General features: G+C 65.0%; 19 protein-coding genes and 1 tRNA gene. 15 read left to right on the forward strand and 5 right to left on the reverse strand.

The features are described from left to right. Nucleotides 1–46: 46 nt before the first annotated feature. Nucleotides 47–1,807: a calcium-binding protein gene (locus G6P88_RS14775; RefSeq protein WP_165323849.1), complete on the reverse strand. Its 1,761-nt coding sequence runs from the start codon at nucleotides 1,805–1,807 to the stop codon at nucleotides 47–49. 211 nt (nucleotides 1,808–2,018) lie between these two features. On the opposite strand from G6P88_RS14775, the gene hisN reads away from it, so the two are divergent. After that, entirely contained in the window at nucleotides 2,019–2,783 is a 765-nt protein-coding gene (hisN, locus tag G6P88_RS14780; RefSeq protein ID WP_165323850.1) for a histidinol-phosphatase, read from the forward strand. Nucleotides 2,784–2,799: 16 nt separating this feature from the next. On the opposite strand, the gene G6P88_RS14785 is transcribed toward hisN, so the two are convergent. Continuing rightward, nucleotides 2,800–4,941 carry an AsmA family protein gene (locus G6P88_RS14785; protein ID WP_165323851.1) on the reverse strand — a complete coding sequence of 714 codons (2,142 nt, stop codon included), beginning with the start codon at nucleotides 4,939–4,941 and terminating at the stop codon, nucleotides 2,800–2,802. 188 nt (nucleotides 4,942–5,129) lie between these two features. Between G6P88_RS14785 and rpmI the strand changes: the two genes are divergently transcribed. The 6 genes from rpmI (at nucleotide 5,130) to G6P88_RS14815 (ending at nucleotide 13,208) form a co-directional block, all read left to right on the forward strand. Further along, a complete protein-coding gene (rpmI, locus tag G6P88_RS14790) occupies nucleotides 5,130–5,333 on the forward strand; it encodes a 50S ribosomal protein L35 (RefSeq protein WP_165323852.1) in 204 nt (67 codons plus the stop codon). A gap of 14 nt (nucleotides 5,334–5,347) precedes the next feature. Beyond that, nucleotides 5,348–5,725 carry a 50S ribosomal protein L20 gene (gene rplT / locus G6P88_RS14795; protein WP_165323853.1) on the forward strand — a complete coding sequence of 126 codons (378 nt, stop codon included), beginning with the start codon at nucleotides 5,348–5,350 and terminating at the stop codon, nucleotides 5,723–5,725. Between the two features lie 425 nt (nucleotides 5,726–6,150). Beyond that, the gene (locus G6P88_RS14800; protein ID WP_165323854.1) at nucleotides 6,151–6,465 is read left to right on the forward strand and encodes a GIY-YIG nuclease family protein; all 315 of its coding nucleotides are present in this window, start codon (nucleotides 6,151–6,153) and stop codon (nucleotides 6,463–6,465) included. Between the two features lie 44 nt (nucleotides 6,466–6,509). Next, nucleotides 6,510–7,592, forward strand: a complete 1,083-nt coding sequence (gene pheS / locus G6P88_RS14805; protein ID WP_165323855.1) for a phenylalanine--tRNA ligase subunit alpha — start codon at nucleotides 6,510–6,512, stop codon at nucleotides 7,590–7,592. After that, on the forward strand, nucleotides 7,589–9,964 hold the full coding sequence (gene pheT / locus G6P88_RS14810) for a phenylalanine--tRNA ligase subunit beta (protein ID WP_165323856.1): 2,376 nt from the start codon (nucleotides 7,589–7,591) through the stop codon (nucleotides 9,962–9,964). The genes pheS and pheT overlap by 4 nt, the downstream gene beginning before the upstream one ends. A 127-nt stretch (nucleotides 9,965–10,091) precedes the next feature. Further along, nucleotides 10,092–13,208, forward strand: a complete 3,117-nt coding sequence (locus G6P88_RS14815; RefSeq protein ID WP_165323857.1) for an autotransporter outer membrane beta-barrel domain-containing protein — start codon at nucleotides 10,092–10,094, stop codon at nucleotides 13,206–13,208. 6 nt (nucleotides 13,209–13,214) lie between these two features. Here G6P88_RS14815 and G6P88_RS14820 read toward each other — a convergent pair whose 3' ends face one another. Next, nucleotides 13,215–13,850, reverse strand: a complete 636-nt coding sequence (locus tag G6P88_RS14820; protein WP_165323858.1) for a DNA-3-methyladenine glycosylase family protein — start codon at nucleotides 13,848–13,850, stop codon at nucleotides 13,215–13,217. Between the two features lie 81 nt (nucleotides 13,851–13,931). Here G6P88_RS14820 and G6P88_RS14825 point away from each other — a divergent pair, with 81 nt between their 5' ends. Then, on the forward strand, nucleotides 13,932–14,249 hold the full coding sequence (locus G6P88_RS14825; protein ID WP_165323859.1) for a 2Fe-2S iron-sulfur cluster-binding protein: 318 nt from the start codon (nucleotides 13,932–13,934) through the stop codon (nucleotides 14,247–14,249). Between the two features lie 81 nt (nucleotides 14,250–14,330). Here the strand turns inward: G6P88_RS14825 and rlmB are convergent, their stop codons facing one another. Then, nucleotides 14,331–15,074, reverse strand: a complete 744-nt coding sequence (rlmB, locus tag G6P88_RS14830) for a 23S rRNA (guanosine(2251)-2'-O)-methyltransferase RlmB (RefSeq protein WP_165323860.1) — start codon at nucleotides 15,072–15,074, stop codon at nucleotides 14,331–14,333. Between the two features lie 123 nt (nucleotides 15,075–15,197). On the opposite strand from rlmB, the gene G6P88_RS14835 reads away from it, so the two are divergent. Beyond that, nucleotides 15,198–15,283: transfer RNA gene (locus tag G6P88_RS14835), tRNA-Tyr, on the forward strand. Nucleotides 15,284–15,398: 115 nt separating this feature from the next. Next, a complete protein-coding gene (locus tag G6P88_RS14840; RefSeq protein ID WP_165323861.1) occupies nucleotides 15,399–17,057 on the forward strand; it encodes a glycosyltransferase family 4 protein in 1,659 nt (552 codons plus the stop codon). Between the two features lie 46 nt (nucleotides 17,058–17,103). Here G6P88_RS14840 and G6P88_RS14845 read toward each other — a convergent pair whose 3' ends face one another. Then, nucleotides 17,104–17,469 (reverse strand): c-type cytochrome, encoded by a 366-nt coding sequence (locus G6P88_RS14845; RefSeq protein ID WP_165323862.1) that lies wholly within the window; start codon nucleotides 17,467–17,469, stop codon nucleotides 17,104–17,106. A 260-nt stretch (nucleotides 17,470–17,729) separates the two neighbouring features. Between G6P88_RS14845 and G6P88_RS14850 the strand changes: the two genes are divergently transcribed. The 5 genes from G6P88_RS14850 (at nucleotide 17,730) to G6P88_RS14870 (ending at nucleotide 22,688) form a co-directional block, all read left to right on the forward strand. Continuing rightward, nucleotides 17,730–18,008 (forward strand): integration host factor subunit beta, encoded by a 279-nt coding sequence (locus G6P88_RS14850; protein ID WP_165325214.1) that lies wholly within the window; start codon nucleotides 17,730–17,732, stop codon nucleotides 18,006–18,008. Between the two features lie 610 nt (nucleotides 18,009–18,618). Continuing rightward, the gene (locus tag G6P88_RS14855; protein ID WP_226946580.1) at nucleotides 18,619–19,266 is read left to right on the forward strand and encodes a polysaccharide biosynthesis/export family protein; all 648 of its coding nucleotides are present in this window, start codon (nucleotides 18,619–18,621) and stop codon (nucleotides 19,264–19,266) included. After that, on the forward strand, nucleotides 19,263–20,432 hold the full coding sequence (locus tag G6P88_RS14860; RefSeq protein WP_165323864.1) for a porin family protein: 1,170 nt from the start codon (nucleotides 19,263–19,265) through the stop codon (nucleotides 20,430–20,432). The genes G6P88_RS14855 and G6P88_RS14860 overlap by 4 nt, the downstream gene beginning before the upstream one ends. 1 nt (nucleotide 20,433) lies before the next feature. After that, nucleotides 20,434–21,906 carry a GumC family protein gene (locus tag G6P88_RS14865; protein ID WP_165323865.1) on the forward strand — a complete coding sequence of 491 codons (1,473 nt, stop codon included), beginning with the start codon at nucleotides 20,434–20,436 and terminating at the stop codon, nucleotides 21,904–21,906. Next, a complete protein-coding gene (locus G6P88_RS14870) occupies nucleotides 21,903–22,688 on the forward strand; it encodes a CpsD/CapB family tyrosine-protein kinase (RefSeq protein ID WP_165323866.1) in 786 nt (261 codons plus the stop codon). The genes G6P88_RS14865 and G6P88_RS14870 overlap by 4 nt, the downstream gene beginning before the upstream one ends. Nucleotides 22,689–22,706: the final 18 nt, after the last annotated feature.

The raw sequence follows: 22,706 nt of genomic DNA on the forward strand, positions 1-22,706 counted from the left end.
CTTCTCCATTCCGTTCGTCAGAGAGGCGGGTGCGCTGCCCTTTGCCTCAGCCGAAGTCGCTGCTGTCGATCGTCGCTGCGCTGACCCCGCTGATGGCGAAGGAGGCGGTAATGATGTCGCTGGCGCCCGAGCCATTGTAGAACAAATAGGTGTCTGCACCGACCTGTAGCGCGGCGACCTCTGCAGTCGCTGCAGTGCCGTTCAGAAGGGCCTGTGCCGCCACCCGGGCCGCCGCGAAGGTTGCATAGGACTCCGTCGCGTGCAGCACGTCCCCGCTCGACGGGGTGAAGCCCAGCCTGAGCGTGTCGATGCCGTCCGAAAAGTCGAGGATCGTTGTGAACAGGCCTGATGCATCGATGCCCGCTGCGTCCGATGCCGAAAGATCGAAACGATCGGCGCCCTGACCTCCGGTCATTATGTCGACCCCGGCCCCGGCGACCAGCGTGTCATTGCCGAGATCCCCGGACATGATGTCGTTGCCGGCCCCGCCGGTCAGCAGGTCATTACCCTGTCCCCCGCGAAGAATATCATTGCCTTCGCCGCCCAGGATCGTGTCGTCGCCCTTGTTGCCGTTGATCTCGTCAGGTCCGCTGCCGCCGTCGATCAGGTCGTTCCCCGCCCCGCCGCGCAGGCGATCGCTGCCATTGCCGCCAAAGATCGTGTCGGCACCGCCATTTCCGTTCACATAATCCGAACCATCGCCCGCATCGAGCCAGTCGCCCTGGTCTGTTTCGCTGCCATCCCGTGCAAAGCCCCAGATATGATCATTGCCGTTGCCGGCCATGATGGTGTCGCTTCCGGAGTCTTCCAGCGTGTCGATGTCGCCTTCGATCCAGTCATGACCATCGCCACCCTGAAGAAGGTCGTCGCCGCGCTCACCCGACAGTTCGTCGTTACCAGCATCGCCAGACAGGCTGTCATTCCCGGCGCCGCCAGTGAGAATGTCATCGCCGCCAGCGCCATGGACCTCGATGCCAAAATCGCTCAGGCTGCCGCCCGCGCTGATGTAATTATCATCTTCGTTGCCGCGAACGACGGTGCTGATCCCGGCTCCGCGAAAGTAAACAGCGCCGATACCGGAGAAGCGCAGGGTTGTGGCTCCCAGGGTCCCGAGCCCATTCGCGAGATCGATCATAACAGCGCGGCCGGCTATGGCGGCGGCCTCCAATATTAGGCCGTTGGATCCATCGGTGCTGCCGGTAATGCGAATATCGTCAGCATTGCCCGACAGCTTCGCTATCGTGAAGCTGTCGGAGCCTCCGCCGCCCGTCACGCTGTCGCTACCGCCGTTTAGTGTGATCGATTCCGAAGCCGCGCTTCCGATGATCGTATCATCGCCCGAGCCCGTGGATATACGCCCCTGGCTGGTGCTATGTACCAGGAGCGGTTTGGTCCAGTTCGGCAGAGCCAATGTTGAAAATTGCGGTCCAAGGACGAAGCTCTCGATGCCGACCCCACGCTCCACGATGGTGTGGTAGGAAAATAGCCCGTCGAAATACTTGATAGCGAAAATGCCCGCCGCGGAATCCAGCTCCGTGATGATCGTCGCCTGCGTCGAACCGCTCAGGTCGAGCGTGTCGTTGCCTAGCCCACCGTCGATCGTCGAGCGAACTTCGACCGACTCGACGCGCACAATGCGGATGAGATCGTCGCCATCGTCGCCGAAAATCTCGTTAACGCCGCCCTGCCCATCGATCGTGTCGTTACCACCGCCGCCGCGGATTAAGTCGGCGCCGCCCACCCCTAGACCATCGGAATCGTCGCCCAGCAGGAAATCGGGGCCTGCTGTTCCGTTGATCGTCGCCATGCCAGGGTCTCCAGTAAGCAGGTTTTCTACGCTCCCCAGCCTACGCAGGGTGGCTCCCTGCTTCTACGCCGTAAAGATCCGAAATGGCGTGATTCCGATCGGAATGGGCCACCGCGATGCGCAGGAGGCATCGCGCCTTTGAAGCCCGGCAGACGGCTCTCCTGCGTGCAAAGCGCTTCCGTCCTGCCCGCTCCGGGTTTAGGTCGCTGTCATGACCGAAGACGATATCCGCCTTGCCGAGCGGCTGGCCGAGGCGGCCGGTGCCGCCATTCGCCCCTTCTTCCGCGCACGGTTCGACCGTGAGACCAAGGCCGATGCGTCGCCCGTGACCGAGGCCGATCGCGCGTCGGAGGCGGCGATGCGGGCGATTCTGGCGGTCGAGCGGCCGCAGGACGGGATTATCGGGGAGGAATATGGGCGCGAGCGCGAGGATGCCGAGCGGGTCTGGGTGCTCGACCCTATTGACGGCACGCGCGCCTTCGTTGCCGGACGCCCGCTGTTCGGGACGCTGATCGCGCTGGTGGAGGCAAACCGGCCGGTTCTGGGCGTGATCGACCAGCCGATCATCGGTGACCGCTGGGTCGGCGCGGCGGGCAAGCCGACCCTGTTCAACGGCGCCGTCGCCACCACCCGAAGCTGCGCGCGGCTCGACGCGGCGCATATCGGCACCACCTCACCGGCGGCCTTCCCCGCGGGTGACCTCGATCGCTTTCTGCGAGCGAGTGCTGCGGCGGGGGACACGCTCTGGGGCGGCGACTGCCATAACTACGGGCTGGTCGCGTCGGGCCATCTCGATGCAGTGATCGAATCGGGGCTCAAGCTCTATGATTTCGCCGCGCTGATTCCCGTCGTCGAAGGCGCGGGCGGGCGGATGACCGACTGGCAGGGCCGGCCCCTCGACGCCGACAGCCCCGGCGAGGTCATCGCCGCCGGTGACGCACGCCTGATCGAGGCGATAGCCGCGCATCTGAACTGAGGCGCGCGTAACGGCGTCAATCTATCAGCGACTTGGCCAGCGATTTGGGCTGTTTCCGGTCGCCGGCCTGTTTCGCATTGTCGCGCTCATTGCCGATGTCCTTGCGCGCCTTGCCCTTGGCGGTGCGCATCGCGCTGGCGCGCGCGCCGTCGAGGATCGGGCCGCAGGCGGCGGCCTTGGCGTCGCCCGGGTCGACGAAGGCCAACAGCGCCGCAAAGGGCGTGGCAACCGCGCCCAGCGCAATAGCCGTGCCGCCACGTGCCAGAAGCTCGGGGCTGATCACGTCGATGCCGGGCTGGGCGAAATAGCCCTTGATGCCGACCGGAGACTGTCCGGAGAACAGGCTGAACTTCTTGCTGTCCGCGCGGAAGTTCATGTCCAGCGACTCGTCCTTGAAGCTGAAGCCGCCCTTGGCGACCATCACATTCTTGCTCGTGTCGATGAGCACGGGATCGGCGGCCGCCACGCCGTTGCGGACGGTGAAGGCGATCAGGCCGCAGTTGATCTCCACCGGCTTCTTGAGTTTGTCCTCGAACATCTTCTGGACGAAGGTGCCGATGTCGAACTCGGACAGCTGGACATATTGGGTCCAGAAGGTGCCCTTCGGCAGAATGAAGGCGATACGGCCATTCGACGTCCCCAGCGAATCGCGCAGCGTGTCGCCGGTGCCGCGCAGCTTGATCCGTGCCTTGACGGTGCCGGTGGTGCCATTGTCGGATACCCCGAAGCCGGCGAGCAGCTTGCCCATCGGTGTCGGCGAGAGGCGAATGTCGTAATCGGTCACGACGGCGGGATTGCGCGCGTCGATGACGATGTCGGAGCCAAGATGGCCGCCGGCGATGTCGAAGCTGAAGGGCGACAGCCTGAGCAGGCTCTTGTCGAGATCGAAGACCAGGCTGACATTGCTGATCGGGAATTTCGGGTTCCGGAAATCCTTCACCTTGTAGAGGATATGGGCGTCGAAGCCCCGGATGGATTCGATCCGCAGCGGCGCATCCGGCAGAAGGTGCGGAGTGGAACCTGCCTGCTTGACCGCCGCCTGTACCCCCTTCGTCGCCAGCGCCTGCGGATCATAGCCGATGAACGGGCCGACATCGATGATGTCGACCAGATTGGACTCCAGCGCCGCATCGATGAACACGCGATCCTTGGGCAGGCTGATCGTCATGCGGCCATGCAGGTCGCTCGCGCCGTAGCGCCCGTTGAGCCGGGTAAAGCGCCACTCGCCACCGACTTTGGTCAGCTTCGACGTGAAGGCATAGGCGCGGGTGTCGGGCGCCGCGACGCCCAGGAGATCGAACAGCAGCCGGATATTGGGACCGCGCACCTTCAGGTTCAGGTCGGATCCTTCTATCTGGGTCGCGGCGGGAAGCCGGCCGTCGACATCCATGCGGGTCTGGCCCTGCCGGGCGTGCATCTCGAAAAGCGTCGGGCCGAAGCGGACGGTCGCATTGGGCGACAGGATCGAGCCATCGACGGTGAAGGGACGGTTTCTGAGCGTGCCGGTGCCGGTGAAGGGCACGCGGCCATCGATGCGCTCGCCGCCCGCCGCGATGTCGCCAACCTTGATGTCGGTCTTCAGATAGAGTTGCGGATCGACGAATCGAACTTCGGTGTTCGTGACTTTCGCCCGCCCGATGACCGGCCATTGGAACGGCTCGCCCTTCTTGTCCGGATCGCCGAAGGTCCATGTGTTCCGGCGTTGGCCGTCCCACTCGGCATCCACTTTGCCGCCATCGAGTATGAGCCATTCCGCCCGGCGCTTGCCGAAGATCAGCGCGATGGTCTCGATCCGTGCGGAAATGTGGCGCGCCTCGAAGAAATTGGGCCGCGCTGCCCAGGCCGGATTGGACAGGGTGAGCCCTTCGGCGAGAAAGCGCGTGTCGATGATGTCGAAATAGAGCTGGAAGTCGCCCGCGACCTTCACCGTCCGACCACTGGCGCTGCTGGCGAGCGATTCGAACGGGCGCTTCAGGAAGCGGCCCTTGGTGATGTAGAGGACCAGCCAGGCGAGTACGATCAGGAGGAGGATCGCGCCAAGCACGCGGGCGGCCGTCCGCGCGATGCGAAGCCTGCTCCGATGCCGTTCGGCAGGCGTCCGGCGTTCGGTGCGCGGGGCTGGCGCGGGGTCTGCCTCGGGGCTGGGATCGGAAACCATGACCAGCTAGAACCGTCGATCGGAAGCCGTGGTTCCCTGGCCGGTACGAGCCCTCCAAGCCGGAGCGCTATCCGGCTTGCATTCCGTGCCTGCGCTGATTATAGGCCCGCGCTTCCGCGATTTGATGGACGGCCCGGCTGTATGGGCTGCCGTGGCTGTCCCCAAACGTCGCACATCAGGAGACGAAAATGCCCAAACTCAAGACCAAGAGCGGCGTCAAAAAGCGCTTCAAGCTCACGGCCACCGGCAAGGTGAAGCACGGCGTCGCCGGCAAGCGTCACCGGCTGATCAGCCACAATTCCAAATATATCCGCACCAATCGCGGCACCACTGTTCTCGCCGACGCCGATACGGTGCGGGTGAAGCTGTGGGCCCCGTACGGCCTGAACTGAGGGAGGACCGCTAAATGGCACGCGTCAAGCGCGGTACGACCACCCACGCCAAGCATAAGCGCATTCTTGGCGCGGCGAAGGGTTATTATGGCCGCCGTAAGAACACCATCCGCATCGCTCGCCAGGCCGTCGAAAAGGCCGGGCAATATGCCTATCGCGACCGCAAGGTTAAGAAGCGCTCGTTCCGCGCGCTGTGGATCCAGCGTATCAACGCTGCGGTCCGCGCCGAGGGCCTGACCTATGGCGTCTTCATGCATGGGCTGAAGCTGGCCGGCGTCGAACTGGACCGGAAGGTCCTGGCCGACCTCGCGATGCACGAGGGCGAGGCTTTCAAGGGCATCATCGCCCAGGCGAAGGCCGCTCTCCCCGAAGACGCCCGCGTCGCGGCGTAAGTCTTCGGACATGAACCAGAAGGGGCGCGGTGGCGAAGGTCACCGCGCCCTTTTTGTTTTGGGTCGAGCGCGTCGTCTTCCGTCAACACCCGTCATTTCCGCGAAGGCGGGAATCCCTATGCGTTGACGTCCGAGCCTCTTGCGGTTCGGAGGTTATGGATCCCCGCCTACGCGGGGATGACGGGAGGGGGCGATGGACAAGCTGCCGGGGGCTGCATTCTGGGCGGTGGCAGGCATGGGTCGAAGCTGGACGGCATCGAACCGGACCGAGGGCTGACCGACCCGGCAATGCACGGGGGCGTCGGATTCTTTCCCCATTTCGTCATTCCCGCGCAGGCGGGAATCTATATGCTGTGAAGCCTGAGCCTCTTGCGGTGCCGGCGTGTGGATCCCCGCCTGCGCGCGGATGACGGGAGAGGAGGCGGATGGAGAAGCAGCCGGCCGTCTACATTCTCGCCAGTGCAAGACATGGCACGCTCTACATCGGAGTGACCTCCGATCTGCTTGGGCGGGTGCATCAGCACCGGGAAAGCTTGATCAAAGGCTTCTCCAGCCGCTACGGGGTCTCGCGCCTCGTACATTATGAGTGCTTCGACGACATGATCTCCGCGATCACGCGGGAGAAGCAGCTCAAGAAATGGCGGCGGGACTGGAAGCTCAATCTGATCGAGGCGTCCAATCCTGGTTGGGATGATCTGGCAGAAGGCCTTGGCCTCGGTCCTGCCATCCCGAAGCGTTAGAGAATATGGATTCCCGCCTCCGCGGGAATGACAAGGGTGGGTCAGTGACAAACGAACAGGATCAGTCGCTTTCGGAGATCGCATCGGCGGCGACGCTGGCCGATCTGGAGGCGATTCGCGTGCGGACGCTGGGCAAGTCGGGGACGATCACCGCGCTGCTCAAGACGCTCGGCGGGATGACTCCCGAACAGCGTCAGGCCGAAGGGCCGCGCATCCATGCGTTGCGTGAGGCCGTCACCGCTGCGATCGCCGACCGCAAGGCTGCGCTTGAAAGCGCCGCACTCGAGGCGCGGCTCGCCACCGAAAAACTCGACATGAGCCTGCCGGTGTCCGCAGGATCGCAGGGCTCGGTCCACCCGGTCGCGCAGGTCATGGACGAACTCGCCGAGATCTTCGCCGACCTCGGATTTGCCGTGGCGACCGGCCCCGAGATCGAGGACGACTGGCACAATTTCACCGCGCTCAACATCCCCGAGACCCATCCGGCGCGGGCGATGCACGACACCTTCTACTTCCCTGACGGCGAGGACGGGCGGAAGATGCTGCTGCGCACGCACACCTCGCCGGTCCAGATCCGGACGATGATGACGCAGGAACCGCCGATCCGCATCATCGCGCCCGGCCGCACCTATCGTTCCGATTCCGATGCGACCCACACGCCGATGTTCCATCAGGTTGAAGGTCTGGTGATCGATCGCGGCATCCACATGGGCCATCTGAAGTGGACGCTGGAGACCTTCGTGAAGGCCTTCTTCGAGCGCGACGATATCGTGCTGCGCCTGCGGCCGAGCTTCTTCCCCTTCACCGAACCGTCGGCCGAGGTCGATGTCGGCTTCACCTGGGAAAAGGGCCGCCGCGTGATCGGTGGCGATCCGTCCGCGGCCAATGGCGGCTGGATGGAGATTCTCGGCTCCGGCATGGTCCACCCGCGCGTGATCGCGGCGTGCGGCCTCGATCCGGACGAGTGGCAGGGCTTTGCCTTTGGCTGCGGCATCGACCGGCTGGCGATGCTCAAATATGGGATGGACGATTTGCGCGCCTTCTTCGACGGCGACCTGCGCTGGCTCAAACATTATGGCTTTGCGGCCCTCGACGTACCCACGCTGTCGGGAGGAGTGGGCGCATGAAGTTCACCCTGAGCTGGCTCAAGGAGCACCTCGAGACCGAAGCGAGCCTGTCGGCGATCGTCGACGGTCTGACCAAGGTCGGCCTCGAGGTCGAGGGTGTCGAGGACCCGACCGAGAAGCTGGGTGCGTTTCGCATCGCACGCGTGCTGAGCGCCGCGCCGCACCCGCAGGCTGACAAGCTGCAGATCCTGTCGGTCGATGTCGGACAGGACGCGCCGCTGCAGGTCGTCTGCGGCGCGCCGAACGCGCGCGCAGGTCTGGTCGGCGTGCTCGGGCAACCGGGCGACTATGTGCCCGGCCTGGACGTGACGTTGAAGATCGCGGCGATCCGCGGGGTCGAATCGCGCGGCATGATGTGCTCGATGCGCGAGCTGGAACTTGGCGAGTCGCATGACGGCATCATCGAACTGCCAGCCGATGCACCGGTTGGCGCGGTCTATGTCGACTGGGCCGGCCTCGCCGATCCGGTGATCGACATCGCGATCACGCCGAACCGGCAGGACTGCATGGGCGTGCGCGGCGTCGCCCGCGATCTGGCCGCAGCCGGCCTCGGCACGCTCAAGCCGCTCAACATACCGAGCATCGCCGGGCAGGGCGAATGCCCGATCGAGATCCGCACCGACGACCCAGAGGGCTGTCCGGCCTTCTTCGGTCGCGTGGTGCGCGGCGTCGTCAACGGCGACAGTCCCGAATGGATGGCCAAGCGGCTGAAGGCGGTCGGACAGCGGCCGATCTCGGCGCTGGTGGACATCACCAACTATGTGATGCTCGACCATGGCCGCCCGCTGCATGTCTATGACCTCGCGAAGCTGCAAGGCCCGCTGGTGGCGCGCAAGGCGAAGCCCGGCGAACAGGTGCTGGCCCTGAACGAGAAGAGCTACACGCTCGACGAGACGATGACGGTCATCGCCGACGCCAACGGTGCTGACGACATTGCCGGGATCATGGGCGGGGAGAAGACCGGGGTCACCGGCGCGACCACCGACGTGCTGATCGAATGCGCCTATTTCACGCCGGAGGCGGTCGCTCGCACCGGCCAGAAGCTGGGCATCACCTCGGACGCGCGCACCCGGTTCGAACGCGGCGTCGATCCGCAGTTCCTCGCCAATGGCCTTGCGATCGCCACCAAGCTGGTGGTCGAGCTGTGCGGTGGGACGCCGACGCAGGTCGTCGAGGCGGGCACGCCGCCATCGGGGACCAAGGCGCTGCGCTATGATCCGACGCTCACCGAGAAGCTCGCCGGCCTGCATGTCGAGGTCGATCGCCAGCGTTCCATCCTCACCTCGCTGGGCTTCGGGATCGACGCGGTCTGGAATGTGTCGGTACCGAGCTGGCGCCGCGACGTCGATGGCCCGGCCGACCTGGTCGAGGAAGTCGTCCGGATCGTCGGCATCGACAACATTCCATCGACGCCGCTGCCGCGTGCCGAGGGTGTGGCCCGTCCGACGGCGACCCTGCTCCAGAAGGTCGAGCGCCGTGCGCGCCGCACCGCTGCGGCGCGTGGCCTGAACGAGGCCGTCACCTGGAGCTTCATCAGCGAGGCCGAGGCAGCGCCCTTCGGTGGCGGCGCCTGGACGCTCGCGAACCCGATCAGCGAGGATCTCAAGGTCATGCGGCCGTCGCTGCTGCCGGGGCTGATCGCCGCCGCGCGCCGCAACGCCGATCGGGGTGCGGGAAGCATCCGCCTGTTCGAGATCGGCCGCCGCTATCTGGCGGGTAGCGAGGGTCTGACTCTCGGCTTCCTGCTTGCTGGTGACCGCGCGGCACGCGACTGGCGTACGGGCAAGGCCCAGCCTTTCGACGCCTTCGACGCCAAGGCGGAGGCCGTCGCGTTGCTCGGCGCGATCGGTGCTCCGGTCGACCGGGTCCAGCTGTACGAAGCGCAGGCGAGCGGCATCTATCACCCGGGCCGCTCTGGCTCGCTGCGTCTCGGCCCCAAGACCGTGCTGGCCGAGTTTGGCGAACTTCATCCTGCGATCGCCAAGGCGTTCGACATCGATGGCGTCGTCGTGGCGGGGGAGATCTTTCTCGACGCAGTGCCCGCAAAGCGCGGCGGAAGCGATCATATGCGCGACGCCTATGCACCGCCGCCGCTCCAGCCGGTAAGGCGCGACTTCGCCTTCCTCATGGCGGCGGACAAAGCCGGCGACGATCTGCTGCGTGCGGTGCGTGGCGCCGACAAGGCGGCGATCGTCGATGCGCGGCTGTTCGACGTCTTCCAAGGCCAGGGCGTTGCCGAAGGCGAGAAGTCGGTGGCGATCGAAGTGGTGCTGCAGCCGTCGGACAAGAGCTTCACCGATGCCGATCTGCAGGGAATCTCCGAGCGCATCGTCGCTGCCGCCGCCAAACAGGGGGCGCGGCTGCGCGGATAGAAATGGGCGCATTTCACGATATGTAGCCGCTTTGTAGCGGTGATGTGTCGCGTCCGACATCGTTCGGAAATTGCCTGAAACCTCCTCTGCCTAAGCGGTGTCCCACCGCCCCAGCAGAGGATTTTTCATGCCCGATCGTTTGCCCCGCCGTCCCGTCGCCATCCACGACCGCAGGCGATCGGCGGGATTGGGGCTCGCCGCGCTTGCAGCGGGTTTGAGCGCTGCCTCGGCGCAGGCCGATCCGCTAAGCGTTTCGTCCGCGCGGACGACGGCGGTCACCACCGCGAGTGCCGCGAACGACAGCGCGGGCGACATCAGCGTCACTAGCGCCGGGTCGATCATCGTAGAGGACGAGGGGCCGGCGGTCCTCGTCAACAGCGACAACAGCGTCACGAACGAGGGGACTATCGGTTCCAGCGCCTCGACGGGAGCCACTGCGCTTCTGGTCGACGCTTCCGGCGGACGGTCCGCGACGATTACCAATGACGGGACCATCAGTGTCACGGGGTCCGAGGGCAGCGACAATTATGGCATCCGCATCGTGGGCGACCTGTTCACCGGATCGCTGCTCGGCTCGACCGATGGCAGCGTCACGGTCGGCGGCACGAATTCGCACGCCGTTTCGATCGAGGCGCCTCTGGTGGGAGACATCGGCCTCAGCAACCTGATCGTCACCGGCGCCGACTCGGTCGCATTGGGAATCTATGCCCCCGTAACAGGCGACATCACGCTGGATGGCAGCAGCTATGCTTCGGCGGCCAACGCCACGGGCGTGCTCATCGCGGCCCCGCTGGACGGCACGCTGACGGTGCAGGGGACCGTCAGTGCAGGCCAGTCGTCGGGTACCGGGACGGACAGCGACGGCAACACCGTGAGCATCTACGCGGCTTCCGGCACGGTCGTGCAGATCTCGGCAGATGTGACGGGCGGCTTCGTCAACGACCGCTATTATGAAAGCTCGGCAGGCGAGCGTGTAGGCGACACGGCTGTGTCGAGCTCGGACACGCTGATCGCCGGTGCGCTCGTTGGAACGAACGGAAGCACCGCCCTGCTGGTGACCCCGGTCGAGGGCAGTACCACCGACATTCTGATCTCTGCGGTCGGGGAGAATGGTACCGATGATGGCTATGGTATCGTGAACCGTTCGGCGATCAGTGGGGCCGGAACCGAATATGGCTATTCGGTGACGAGCGTCCGTATCGCCGGGACCGATGACGCGGCAGTCTCCGTCGAGGGTGGGCTGATCAACCAGAGCAACGGGACGATCACCGCATCGGTGCGCGCGGCAACCGCCATCGCCCTCGAAGTGGGCTCGGCAGCGACGGTGCCGGAAATCGTCAATCAGGGATCGATCACGGCCACCGATTCGACCGTGGAAAGCGATGTGACATCGGTCGCGCAGGCCATCGTCCTGCGTGCGGGCTCTACGGTGAACCGGCTCGTAAACAGTGGCGCCATCGGTGCAATCACCAGCAGCGCTGACAGCGGGAGCGCGACGGCAATTCTGGACGAAGGCGGCACGATCGGATCGATCGTCAACAGCGGAACGATTTCGGCGAGTGGTGCGGAGGCTGTCGCGATCGATCTGAGCGCCGGAACGCAGGCGGTGACCGTCTCCAACAGCGGAAACATCATCGGCGACATACGCTTCGGATCGGGCGATTCGACCTATAGCGCCAGTTCGGGAAAGCTGACGGGGGCCATCGCCTTCGGCAGCGGCGACAACCTGTTGTCGCTGTCGGGCACGACCAGCTTCACCAACAGCCTCACCATCGGCACCGGTGGGACATTGGCGGTGACCCTGAGCGACAGCGCGACGCTCGACCTCGGGACGTCAGCCCCGCTGCTGTCGTCCCTGTCGGCCTCCGGCAGTTCGCAGCTCGTCATTCCGATCGCCACTGGCAGTCTGGGCGTGAACGTGACCGGAACGGCCAGCTTCCTGGGAGACAGTCGGATCAGCCTCTACATTACCGATCAGCCCGGTTCCGCACCGATTCAGGTGCTGACGGCGGGCGGGGGAATTGCCACCGACCATCTCTCGACCCTGATCAGCCAGGATTCGCTGCCTTATCTCTACACGCTCAGCGACTATGGGATCAGCAACGGGACTTTGAGCATCACGCTTCACCAGCGCACCGGAAGCGAGGCCGGTTTCGCGCCCGGTGTTGCCGCCCTGTTCGACCAGTCGATGGTCGCGTTCGGCAACGGTACCACCTTCCGGACCATCGCCAACCTGCCCGACCAGGCATCGGTGCGGGCGGCCTATCGCCAGATCATTCCCGCCGGCTATGGGTCGATGCCGATCCGGCTGGCGCAGGCCGTCACGGCCGGCGCCAGCGGTGCGGTACGGGGGCGGCTCGATACGCTGGCGGCCATGGAACCGTGGCGCGAATCCGACGCGATCGGCTTCACGCCCTGGATTCAGCAAAGCGCGAACCTGCTGCGGCAGCGGGATAAACTCGACGATCCCGGCTTCGAGAGCGATCGCTATACATTATCCTTCGGTGCGGATTATGCGCTTACCCGCTCGCTCACTGTCGGATTGGCATCCACCTTCGCCTGGGACGACGTCCGGATCGACGGCATGACAGCAGTGTCGAACAAGCCGTTCAGCGTGAACTCGAAGCTGGTCGACGTCTATGCCGGTTGGCACGGCGGGCCCTTTTTCGCCCAGCTTTCGGCCGGCTATGGCTGGACCAGCTATGATTTTCAGCGCGAGATTACCATCGGCGACATATTGGCGACCCAATCTTCGCGCTGGTCAGGAAAGATCCTGTCGAGCGATGCCGTGGTCGGCGCACGCTTTTCTCTCGGTCGCTTCTCCATCGAGCCATCGAACAGCCTTTCCTATACGCGGCTTCGTCAGGGCGGCTACACGATGAGCGGTGGCGGCGACCTCGACCTTTCGGTCCGTGGGCGCACCGATAAGGCGCTGCTGGAAAACGTCCGACTGGCTGTCGGCTATGACGTGCCGCTGGGCGAGGAGCAGGCGATTGGTTTCAATCTGCGCGGAGGATATTCGCTGCAACTCGACCGATCCGTATCGGCGCTGTCGGCACAGTTTCTGGCGGGGGGCAGTGCCTTCGACATGACCAGTGCCCGGCTCGGGGGAAGCTCGGTGCAGGCGGGGGCAGGCTTGAGCTTCCGGACACCCGGATTTCTCGTGTCGCTAGCCGGCGATCGGCGCGAAGAGAGCGGCTACAGCGATACGGCTTTCACGCTGGCGGCGCGGCTGGCCTTCTGATCGTGGTCAGAGTGGCTGTTTCACTGACGCGGCGCGCGCGGAATAGCTGTGCCAGGTGAAGATGGCCGCCGCGCCACGGTGCGGACGCCAGGCCTCGGCCAGTCGCCGGGTCTCGCGTTCCGACGGGCGCTCCGGCAGGCCGAGCAGGCGGCCGGTCTCTATCTGTACGGCGAGGTCGCCGGCGGGCCAGATATCGGGGCGCCCCTCGGCGAACAAAAGGTAGATTTCCGCCGACCAGCGCCCAATGCCCTTGATCGCTGTCATCTGGGCAATCGCTTCCTCGTCCTCCTCGGGGAGCCGCGTGAAGTCGATCCGGCCGTCGGCCACATGCTCGGCAAGGCTGCGTGCATAGGCAACCTTCTGACGCGACAGACCGGCGAGGCGCAGCATCTCGTCCGACGCCGCTGCGACGCGCTCCGGAGCGAGACCTCCACCGACAACGGTTTCAAGCTTCGACCAGATCGCGTTGGCGGCCGCGACGCTGACCTGTTGCCCGACGATCGTGCGCAACAGCGTCTGATAGCCGCGCTCGCGGATGCGCGGTTCGGGATAGCCTATCGCGGCGATCATCCGGGCAAAGGCGGGCTCCAGCGCCGCCAGTGCATCCAGGCCTTGTTGCAATTGCACCGCGGAAAGGCTCATTTCGGTTCCTGCTCTTGATTTCGCTAGGGTTGCGCGACATAGCCGCGCCAAATCCGCAGTCATATTGTCGGGGGAGTGCTAATGCCCAAGTTGGTTGTCGTCACGCGCGAGGGTGAAGAGTCGGTGCTCGATGCCGAGGCCGGCCTGTCGGTCATGGAAGTCATCCGCGACGCGGGAATCGACGAGCTTCTGGCGCTCTGCGGCGGTTGCTGCTCCTGCGCCACCTGTCATGTCTATGTCGATCCGGCATTTGTCGGCGTCCTTCCCGAGATGAGCGATGACGAGAACGACCTGCTCGACAGCAGCGATCATCGCGACGAGCGTTCGCGCCTGTCGTGCCAGATCGCGATGAGCGACGAGCTCGACGGCCTGACGGTCACCATCGCACCCGAGGATTGATCTGTTGGGGACCGGGCGTCGCCCGGTCCTCCCGTTTCTTGCTGCGTTGAGCACCGGCGCCGCGCTTTACGGCGGCCCGCCTCAGCCTCGCGTGGCGATCGCGTAGAGCGCGATCGCGGCCGCGTTGGAGATGTTCAGACTCTCGACGCGCGGACTGATCGGCAGCTTCGCCAGCTCGTCGCAATGCGCCTCGGTGTTCTGGCGCATGCCTTCGCCCTCTGCTCCCAGCACGACCGCGATGCGGGCATTGCCCATCACGTCGCCCAGCGTCGCCTTGGCATGGCCGGTCAGGCCGACCCGCCAGAATCCGGCTTCGGCAATTTCTTCGAGCGCGCGCGCGAGGTTGACGACGCGGACCCAGGGCACCAGCTCCAGCGCCCCTGACGCCGCGCGCGCCAGCGCGCCCGATTCGGGCGGGGCGTGACGATCCTGGGTAATGATGCCGAGCGCATCGAATGCCGCGGCGGAGCGAAGCACCGCGCCGACATTGTGCGGATCGGTGACCTGATCGAGGACGATCAGCGGCCGGCGGTCGTCGCGCCCCTCGTCGAGCAGATCGCCGAGCCAGATTTCGGGCAGCGGATCGACCTCGATCACCAGCCCCTGATGCGGCGCGTCATGCGGCACCAGTCGGCCGAGATCGGCGACGTCGGCAAAGGTGACGGGTAGCGACGACGGCAGGTCGAGCGCGGCGACGGCCTCGCGCGTACCCCACAGCCTTTTCACCGTCCGTTGCGGATTGGCGAGTGCCGCTGTGACGGCATGACGACCCCAGAAGCGGGGACGGTTCGACGGGGACTGGGATGGGCGGTGGCCTCTGCGCATGGCATTGCCTTAGCGATCAGGCAGCGGTTCATGCAAGCATGCCGAAAGGCGAGATTTTTGCGCAGCGGGCGTTGACAGCGTCGCTGCGAGACGCCATGGAGCCGCCTCGCTTCAGGCGCCTCCGGAGGGGTGGCCGAGTGGTTAAAGGCAGCAGACTGTAAATCTGCCCGTGCAAGCGTACGCTGGTTCGAATCCAGCCCCCTCCACCATCTTCCCTCGAAACCTTTTTCTGAGCCGGTCCTAAGAGCCTGGTCTGTGCCTCTCGGCATGTTCGATCGCGCCCATGGATTGACCTTGCGCGGCGCGCGCGTGCAAGGAGCCGCCATGCGTATAGCCTTCACCTGCGAACCCGATGCCTATCTGACCGAAGGGCGGACGATGATGGGGCGCCGCGCCGCTGGCGCAGCCTTTCTCCGCGCCGCGGTCGAAGCCATGCCGCCCGAACAGCCCTTCATTCTCTACGGTGGCAAGCGCGCGGGTGCGGCCGAGATCGCCAAAGCGATCGATGCGGTGACGCCCGGCCGTCAGATCCAGTGGATCGCGGGCAACCGGACGGACCAGCTTGCACAGGTCGGAACGCTGTTCCGGCTGGACCCCGGCCTGGGCACGGACGCGCGTCTGCGGTTGCGCGACAACCCGCTTGCTTACAGCCTGTGCGGGATAACCCACACCCTTTCCTCGCTGCGCGCGCAGGAGATCATGACGGGCTATGTCACCGAGCCACTGATGGAGTGGGACGCGCTGATCTGCACGTCCACTGCGGCGCTCGACGTCGTCCGCACGTCGATCGAGGCGGCGATCGATTATCATCGCTGGCGCATGGGTGCCGATGTCCGCCCGGATCTGCCGATGTTCCCGGTGATTCCGCTGGGCGTCCACGCGGACATGTTTGCGCCGTCCACGTCGCGACGGGCTGCGGCGCGATCGCGGCTGGGCCTGTCGGACGACGAGGTGGTGGTGCTTTACGCCGGGCGTCTGTCCTTCGCGACGAAGGCGCATCCCTATCCCATGTATCGCGCCGTTGAGGCCGCGATCCGGCGAACCGGCAAGCGCCTCGTGCTTGTCCAGGCGGGGCAGTCCGCCACCACGTCGGCCGATGAAGCGGTCCGCGCGGCTGCCGGAAAATATGCGCCTTCCGCGCGGCATATCTTCGTCGATGGCGCAGACGACGACCAATATTTCGGTGCATTTCAGGCGGCCGACATTTTCATGTCGCTGGCCGATAATGTGCAGGAAACGTTCGGGATCACTCCGCTCGAGGCGATGGCGGCCGCGCTCCCCGTGATCGTCAGCGACTGGAACGGCTACAAGGATACAGTGCGTCAGGGCGTGGATGGTTTCCGGATTACCAGCTGGGCGCCGGGCCCCGGTGCCGGGGCCGAACTCGCCCAGCGCTTCGAGGTGGACAAGGCCTATGAGCATTTCTGCGGCCGTGTCGCGGCAGCCATATCCTTTGACCATCAGGAATTGGCCGACCGGCTGGAAACGCTGGTGAACGATCCGGACCTCCGCCGCCGGATGGGCGACGCTGGGCGAAGCCGCGCGGAACAGGACTATGACTGGGCCGGGATCTATCGCCGTTACGTCGAATTGTGGGGCGAACAGACTCAGCGACGCAGCAAGGGCATCTTGTCGGCCAAGATTCCGTCACGACCGGCGATGCACCCGGGCAGTCTGGACGGATATCACCTGTTCCAGACCTATCCGACGCATCTGATGAGGCCGGACACGATCGTTTCGCTGGTGCCGGATATGTCCGGGGACATGCGCTCGAAGGTGCTGGGCGAGATTTTGTTCGCGCATATAGAGCTGCCGGGCGACCAGGCGCGCAAAATGCTGGAAATCCTGGCGGCGCGGTCGCTGTCGCTTGCCGAACTCGGCAAGGCGATGAAGCTGGATGGGCATGCCGTGGCGCTGGTAGCGGGCAAGCTCGCGAAAATGGATCTCGTCCGGCTTACTCCTAGTAAAGCCGGGACGAATTAGGCGGATGGGTCGGCAGGACGATGTCGGTCGCCCTGCCGTGCCCCGCTTATTTCAGCGACAGGATATAGTCGGCGATCTGGGCGGCCATCGTCGGATTCTTGAGTCCGCCGAACGGCATGCGCGTTCCTGGCACCACCTTCTGCGGCTGCTGGATGAAAGCGATCAGATTGTCGCGCGTCCACACGACCTTCGACGCTTTCATTGCCGGCGAGAAGGCGAAGCCCGGGACGTCACCGGCCTTCGTGCCGCCGATGCCCCAGAGATTCGGGCCGATGCCGTTCGGCGCGCCCTTGTCGACCTTGTGGCAGGCGCCGCAGACGCCGAACGCGGGCGGTTTCGGCAGTGGCGCGGCGCTGGCGGCGGTCGCAATGGTCAGAGTGGCGATCGAGGCAATGACCGAGCGAAGAAGCATCTGTGACCCTTTCGATACGCCGGACCTCTGCTGACGGTTCTCGGCGAGCGTCGATGATCTATTGCGGTGCAGGGTCTGTCGCAAGGCTGAACGGAGGTGCATTCGCGCCCGTGCCCTTAACTTCGATTGATTCGCCGCCGTTTTTATACATAGATGCTCTCGTGGCGGACCTCGTTGGGGGAGGATTCGCCGAAGCCGACGGCGGTTGCTGCCAAAACAACATTTGCCGGCGTGGCCATGATGTCGAAGGGGGTCGCTTTGTGATCAGGTCGGAATTGGTTCAGATGTTGGCGCAGGAGAATCCGGATCTTTCGCCCAAGGAGGTCGAGAAGATCGTTTCCACGCTGTTCGATGCCATCAGCAAGCGGCTGGCCGAGGGCGGCCGGGTGGAACTGCGCGGGTTCGGTGCCTTTTCGACGCGCTCGCGAAGCGAGCGGGTGGGACGCAACCCGCGTACCGGCGACACGGTGCCCGTGTCGGCCAAGCGGGTTCCCTATTTCAAGCCCGGCAAAGAGATGCGCGAGCGGCTCAACGTCTGATCGCGATACGAAACGCTCTTGGCGCCTCGGCGCCCGCTGGCTATTCAGCGCGCTCCATGCTGCGGGCGTGGCGAAACTGGTAGACGCAACGGACTTGAAGTCACATCGAGTGCCCGCAGGGAAACCCGCGGTGCAGAACTGCTCAAATTCGGGGAACCCTTCTTCCTGGCGATCCCGAGCCAAGCCGGCGCGCTGCGCCGGAAGGTGTAGAGACTAGACGGGCAGCGCCTACATCCGCGCGCGGGCATCTGCGTGCGGACAGGGCGAAGGTATAGTCCAGACCACGAACGCTCTCCGGGGCGGCGGCGAAAGCCGAAGTGGTATGAAAATCCGTAAGGTCGCGAGACCTGTGGGGGTTCGATTCCCCCCGCCCGCACCACATCCCCCGCAGGTATTTACCGGTACTTGGGCTGGCGGCCGTCTAGCAGCGACCCGCGCCAGGGAGCCGGCCAAATGTTAGCTTGTGCAAAGTGCGAGGCTTTTTCGGCTTTTTATATTTCGTCCGGCAGGATTTTGAGGCACTTGTCATAGGATTGCCGGGGGTTCGGATCCGCGGGGGGCAGCGGACCAGGGAGCGACGAAAGACTATGACGTGCAGGATAGGCGCAGCGTGAAGGGGTCAGGCCGCACGATCGCCTTCGTCGTTGGGCTGGCCGCCCTGCCGGTCGCCTCGGCAGCGCCGGCGCAGACCGCTGATGCCGTCTCCGCCCTGACCGGTTCGGCTGCGGTATCGGCGCCTTCGCCAGGGGCTCTGAAGCCTTATCGGATCAATCCGGGCGACGAGATCGAAATCTACGTGTGGGGCGATGAACGTCTCCAGCGCGTGCTGAAGGTCCTGCCGGATGGCAGCGTTTCCTTTCCGCTGGTGGGACGGATCGACGCGCTCAACAAGCTGCCCACGGACCTCGAGGGCGTGATCGCCGCCGGCCTGTCGGACCAATATCGCAACAGCGTCCCGCGTGTGACGGTCTCGGTCAAGAATCCGAGCGGGTTGAGCTTTTCGGTTGCCGGGAAGGTACGGCAGCCGGGGGCGTTCCAGCCGGGCCATTATGTCAACGTGCTCGAGGCGATCAGCGTGGCCGGGGGGCCGACCGAATTCGCCGATCTGAGCAAGGTGAAAATCTACAGGAAGCAGGGGGCACAGATCCAGGTGATCGACGTCAGACTCGACACGGCGATGAAGGGTTCTCCGTCGCAGACCGACTTGCGCGGCGCGATCATCGAATTGCAGAGCGGCGATACGGTGGTCGTTCCATGAGCCGCTGGGGGGGCAGGGTCGCGCTGTTGGGGGCGATACTGGTAACGGGAGCAGCGACGCCGGTGCTCGCCAAGACGAGCTTCTCGATCGAGACCGATTATCGCCTCGGCTATGATGCCAATCCCTTCCTGTCCGCCGGCAGCGATGTCTCGGCGACCTATATCGAGACGTCGGTGGCGCCCCGGCTGACGATCCAGACCGCCAAGGGGCAGACCTCTGCCACCGGGCATTTCGACCGGACCGGCTATCTGAGCAATTATGGCAAGAACGACGCTTACGGCGCCGAACTTACCACGCAGCAGCGGGTCACGACCAAGCTGACGGTGTTCGGTGCGCTGCGCTACGACAGCGAGGTGATCGGCCAGGGGCGGGACGACGTGACCGGCGACCCGATCGACGCGCCCGACGTGAACCTGATCGGCCTTCGCCGCCGGTCCAACACCTATGCGGCCAGCGGCGGCTGGCAATATCAGGCCACCCCCAAGGACCAGATCAGCGCCGATGGCGGCTTTACCGCCACCCGCTTCGCCAACGGTCCGGGAGGCGCCGATTCCAACAACTATGGCGGCCGCGTCGGTTGGAAGCACGCGATCAACGCGAAGACCAAGGTCGGCGTCAGCGGTTCGATCTACCGCATCGATTACGACACGGCGGGGCTGAACACGCTGATCATGCAGCCGCAGCTGACCTTCTCGACGGTACTCAGCCCGACCTGGACGGTCGATGCGTCATTGGGCATGTCGTTCAGCAAGCTCAATCTTCCCGGCATCGCTCCATCGATCAATACGAGCGGGCTCGCGGGCTCGCTTCAGCTGTGCCACACCGGCCGCCGTACCAATCTCTGCCTGGTCGCCGACCGGTCTGTCAGCGCGTCGGGTGCGGGCAGCACCGTCGAGCGCACGCAGGTCGGGGTCAATTATCGGCACACGCTGAACGAGCGGCTCACCTTCCTGTGGAACGGCAGCTATTCGCGCAGCGAGGGCCAGGCGGGGCTGCTCGACACACGGCAGTTCGTTTCCGGCCGCGGTGGGCTCGAATGGCAGTTCAAGCGCGGTCTCAGGATCGGTGCCGAGGGCTATTATCGCGACATTTTCGGCCAGGGCTTCCCGGTGAAGGCCGATATCGGCGGCGATATCTATGCGACGATCCAGCTGGCGAAGCGCTGAAATGGATGAAAATGCCGATCCGGCGACGTTGAATGAGGTCGAACTGTCGGACGGGCTACTCGCCTATCTGCCGCAGATCCTCGCCCAGCGCCGCTGGCTCGTCGTCATCCCGTTCTTCGTCAGCACGGCGACGGGCATCGGCCTGGCCTATGGCCTGCCCGCTGCCTATCAATCCTCGGCCACAGTCGTGGTCGAGTCCAAGGAGCTGCCCGAAGCGATCGCCGCAACGGCGGTGAACGACCTGATCGACCAGCGCATCGCCCGCATCAAGCAGCAGATATTGAGCCGCCCGGGCCTGATCGAGATCATCCAGCAAAACGACCTCTACCAGGCCGAAAGGCGGAAGCGCTCGCTGTCGACGATCATCGACATGATGCGCAAGGCGACGGCCATTACCCCGGTGACGGCAGACATCGACAAGCTCGCCGAGCGTCGCGGTACATCCAGCACGATCGCCTTTGCCGTAACCTTCACCTATTCGGACCCAGCCAAGGCACAGGCCGTCACGCAGCAGTTCACCGAAAAGCTGCTCAAGCTCGACAGCACGCAGCTCGCGGCGCAGGCGGATGCGACGGTCGGCTTCCTGCGCGACCAGGCCGGGCAGATACAGGGACAGATCGCCGAGCTGGAAGGGCGGATGGCCGACATCAAGGGACGTAACGGTCTCGCCCTGTCGCGGATCGGGGGCTTTATCCCGTCGACGGCCAATTATGACGTCCAGATCGCGCAACTGCAGCGCGAGAACACCGAGCTTCAGGGACGGCTCAACAGCGGGAGCACCAATGCGGACGAGCGCGTCTCCCAGGCCGAGGCCGCGCTCGCTGCCGCCCAGGCGCTGTTTTCGGACAACCATCCCGACGTCATCGCCGCAAAGCAGAAGCTGACCGAGGCGCGGGCCGCCGCCCGGGCCAATATGGGGCCGCGCAATAATCCGGCGATAAGCGCGCAGATTGCAGCGAACAACCGGACGATCGCCTCGCTGAACACGGCCAAGTCCGCGGACATGTCGCGCGCTAATGCGGCGGTCGTCGCGCAGAGCGGAGCCCCGCTGATCGAGGAGAGCATTCGCCAGCTCGAGGCCAAGGCCGATGGACTGCGCGCCAATTACGAGCGGATATCGGGCAATCTCCTGGCTGCCGAGGCTGCCCAGAAGATGGCCGAAGAACAGCGCGGGGAGCGGCTCGTTCTCGTCGATCCCCCGACGATGCCGGATGAGCCCAACTCGCCCAACCGCGGCCTGCTGATCGTCGGGGGGCTGTCGGTGGGAATTGCCATGGGCCTCGGCCTCGCGCTGCTCGTGGAATTGATGCGCCGCCCCATTCGCGGCGCGGCCACGCTGCAGCAGATGCTCGGCGTCGGACCCCTTGTGGTGATTCCGACCCTCAAGCCTAAGGGCAAGGGGGGACGGGGCCGGAAGAAGGCGAAGGCGGGCAGGGGGATTCTCCGCCGACGCGACAAGGCAAAGGCGGTATGAACGTCCCGACGACCCCAGGCATCGACGAGGCCCTCCCCGCGGTAACCCCCGAGGAGCCGCTCCGCAGCTTCGAGCAACTGCGCGAGGGCGGAATCTATGGCTTCGACAGCCGCGATATTCGTTCGCGGCCCTTCACGCTGCTGCGCGCGCAGGTGCTGCGCATTGCGCGCTCGCGCGGCTGGCGGATCATCGGCATCACCTCGCCGACGCCCAAGGTCGGAAAGAGCTTCGTCGCCTCCAACCTCGCGGCGGCGCTGGCCCGCTCGCCCGACCTGCACACCTATTTGTTCGATTTCGACCTGCGGCGATCGACGATCGCCAAGAATTTCCGCCTGACCGGGCAGCATGGGGTTTCCCATTTCCTGGACGGAACGATCAACGATCTGCGGCAGGTGGCACGGACGATACCGAACGAACAGCTGACGATCTTTCCGAGCTATCCCAATGCGGGTGCGTCCGACGAGCTGGTGGCCTCGACGCGGATGGATTCGCTGATAGCCGCGATGCGACAGCTGCCCGACAACAGCCTGTGCTTGTGCGATCTGCCGCCGGTTTTCGCGAATGACGATGCGGTGGTGATCAGTCAGAAGATCGATGCCTTCCTGATGATCGTCGAGGACGGCGTGACGACGCGAAAGCAGATCCGCGACAGTTTTCGCCTGCTCGCGCCGGCGCCCTGCATCGGCACGGTGCTCAACCGCTACAGCGCAGGGCTCACCGCCGACGACTATGGCTATGGCTATGGCCAGGAAAAGCGGTACGGCAGCTATTATAACGACTGAGGCGCTGGGGAGCGCCGT

Source organism: Rhizorhabdus phycosphaerae (assembly GCF_011044255.1).
In the GTDB taxonomy this organism is placed as follows: domain Bacteria; phylum Pseudomonadota; class Alphaproteobacteria; order Sphingomonadales; family Sphingomonadaceae; genus Rhizorhabdus; species Rhizorhabdus phycosphaerae.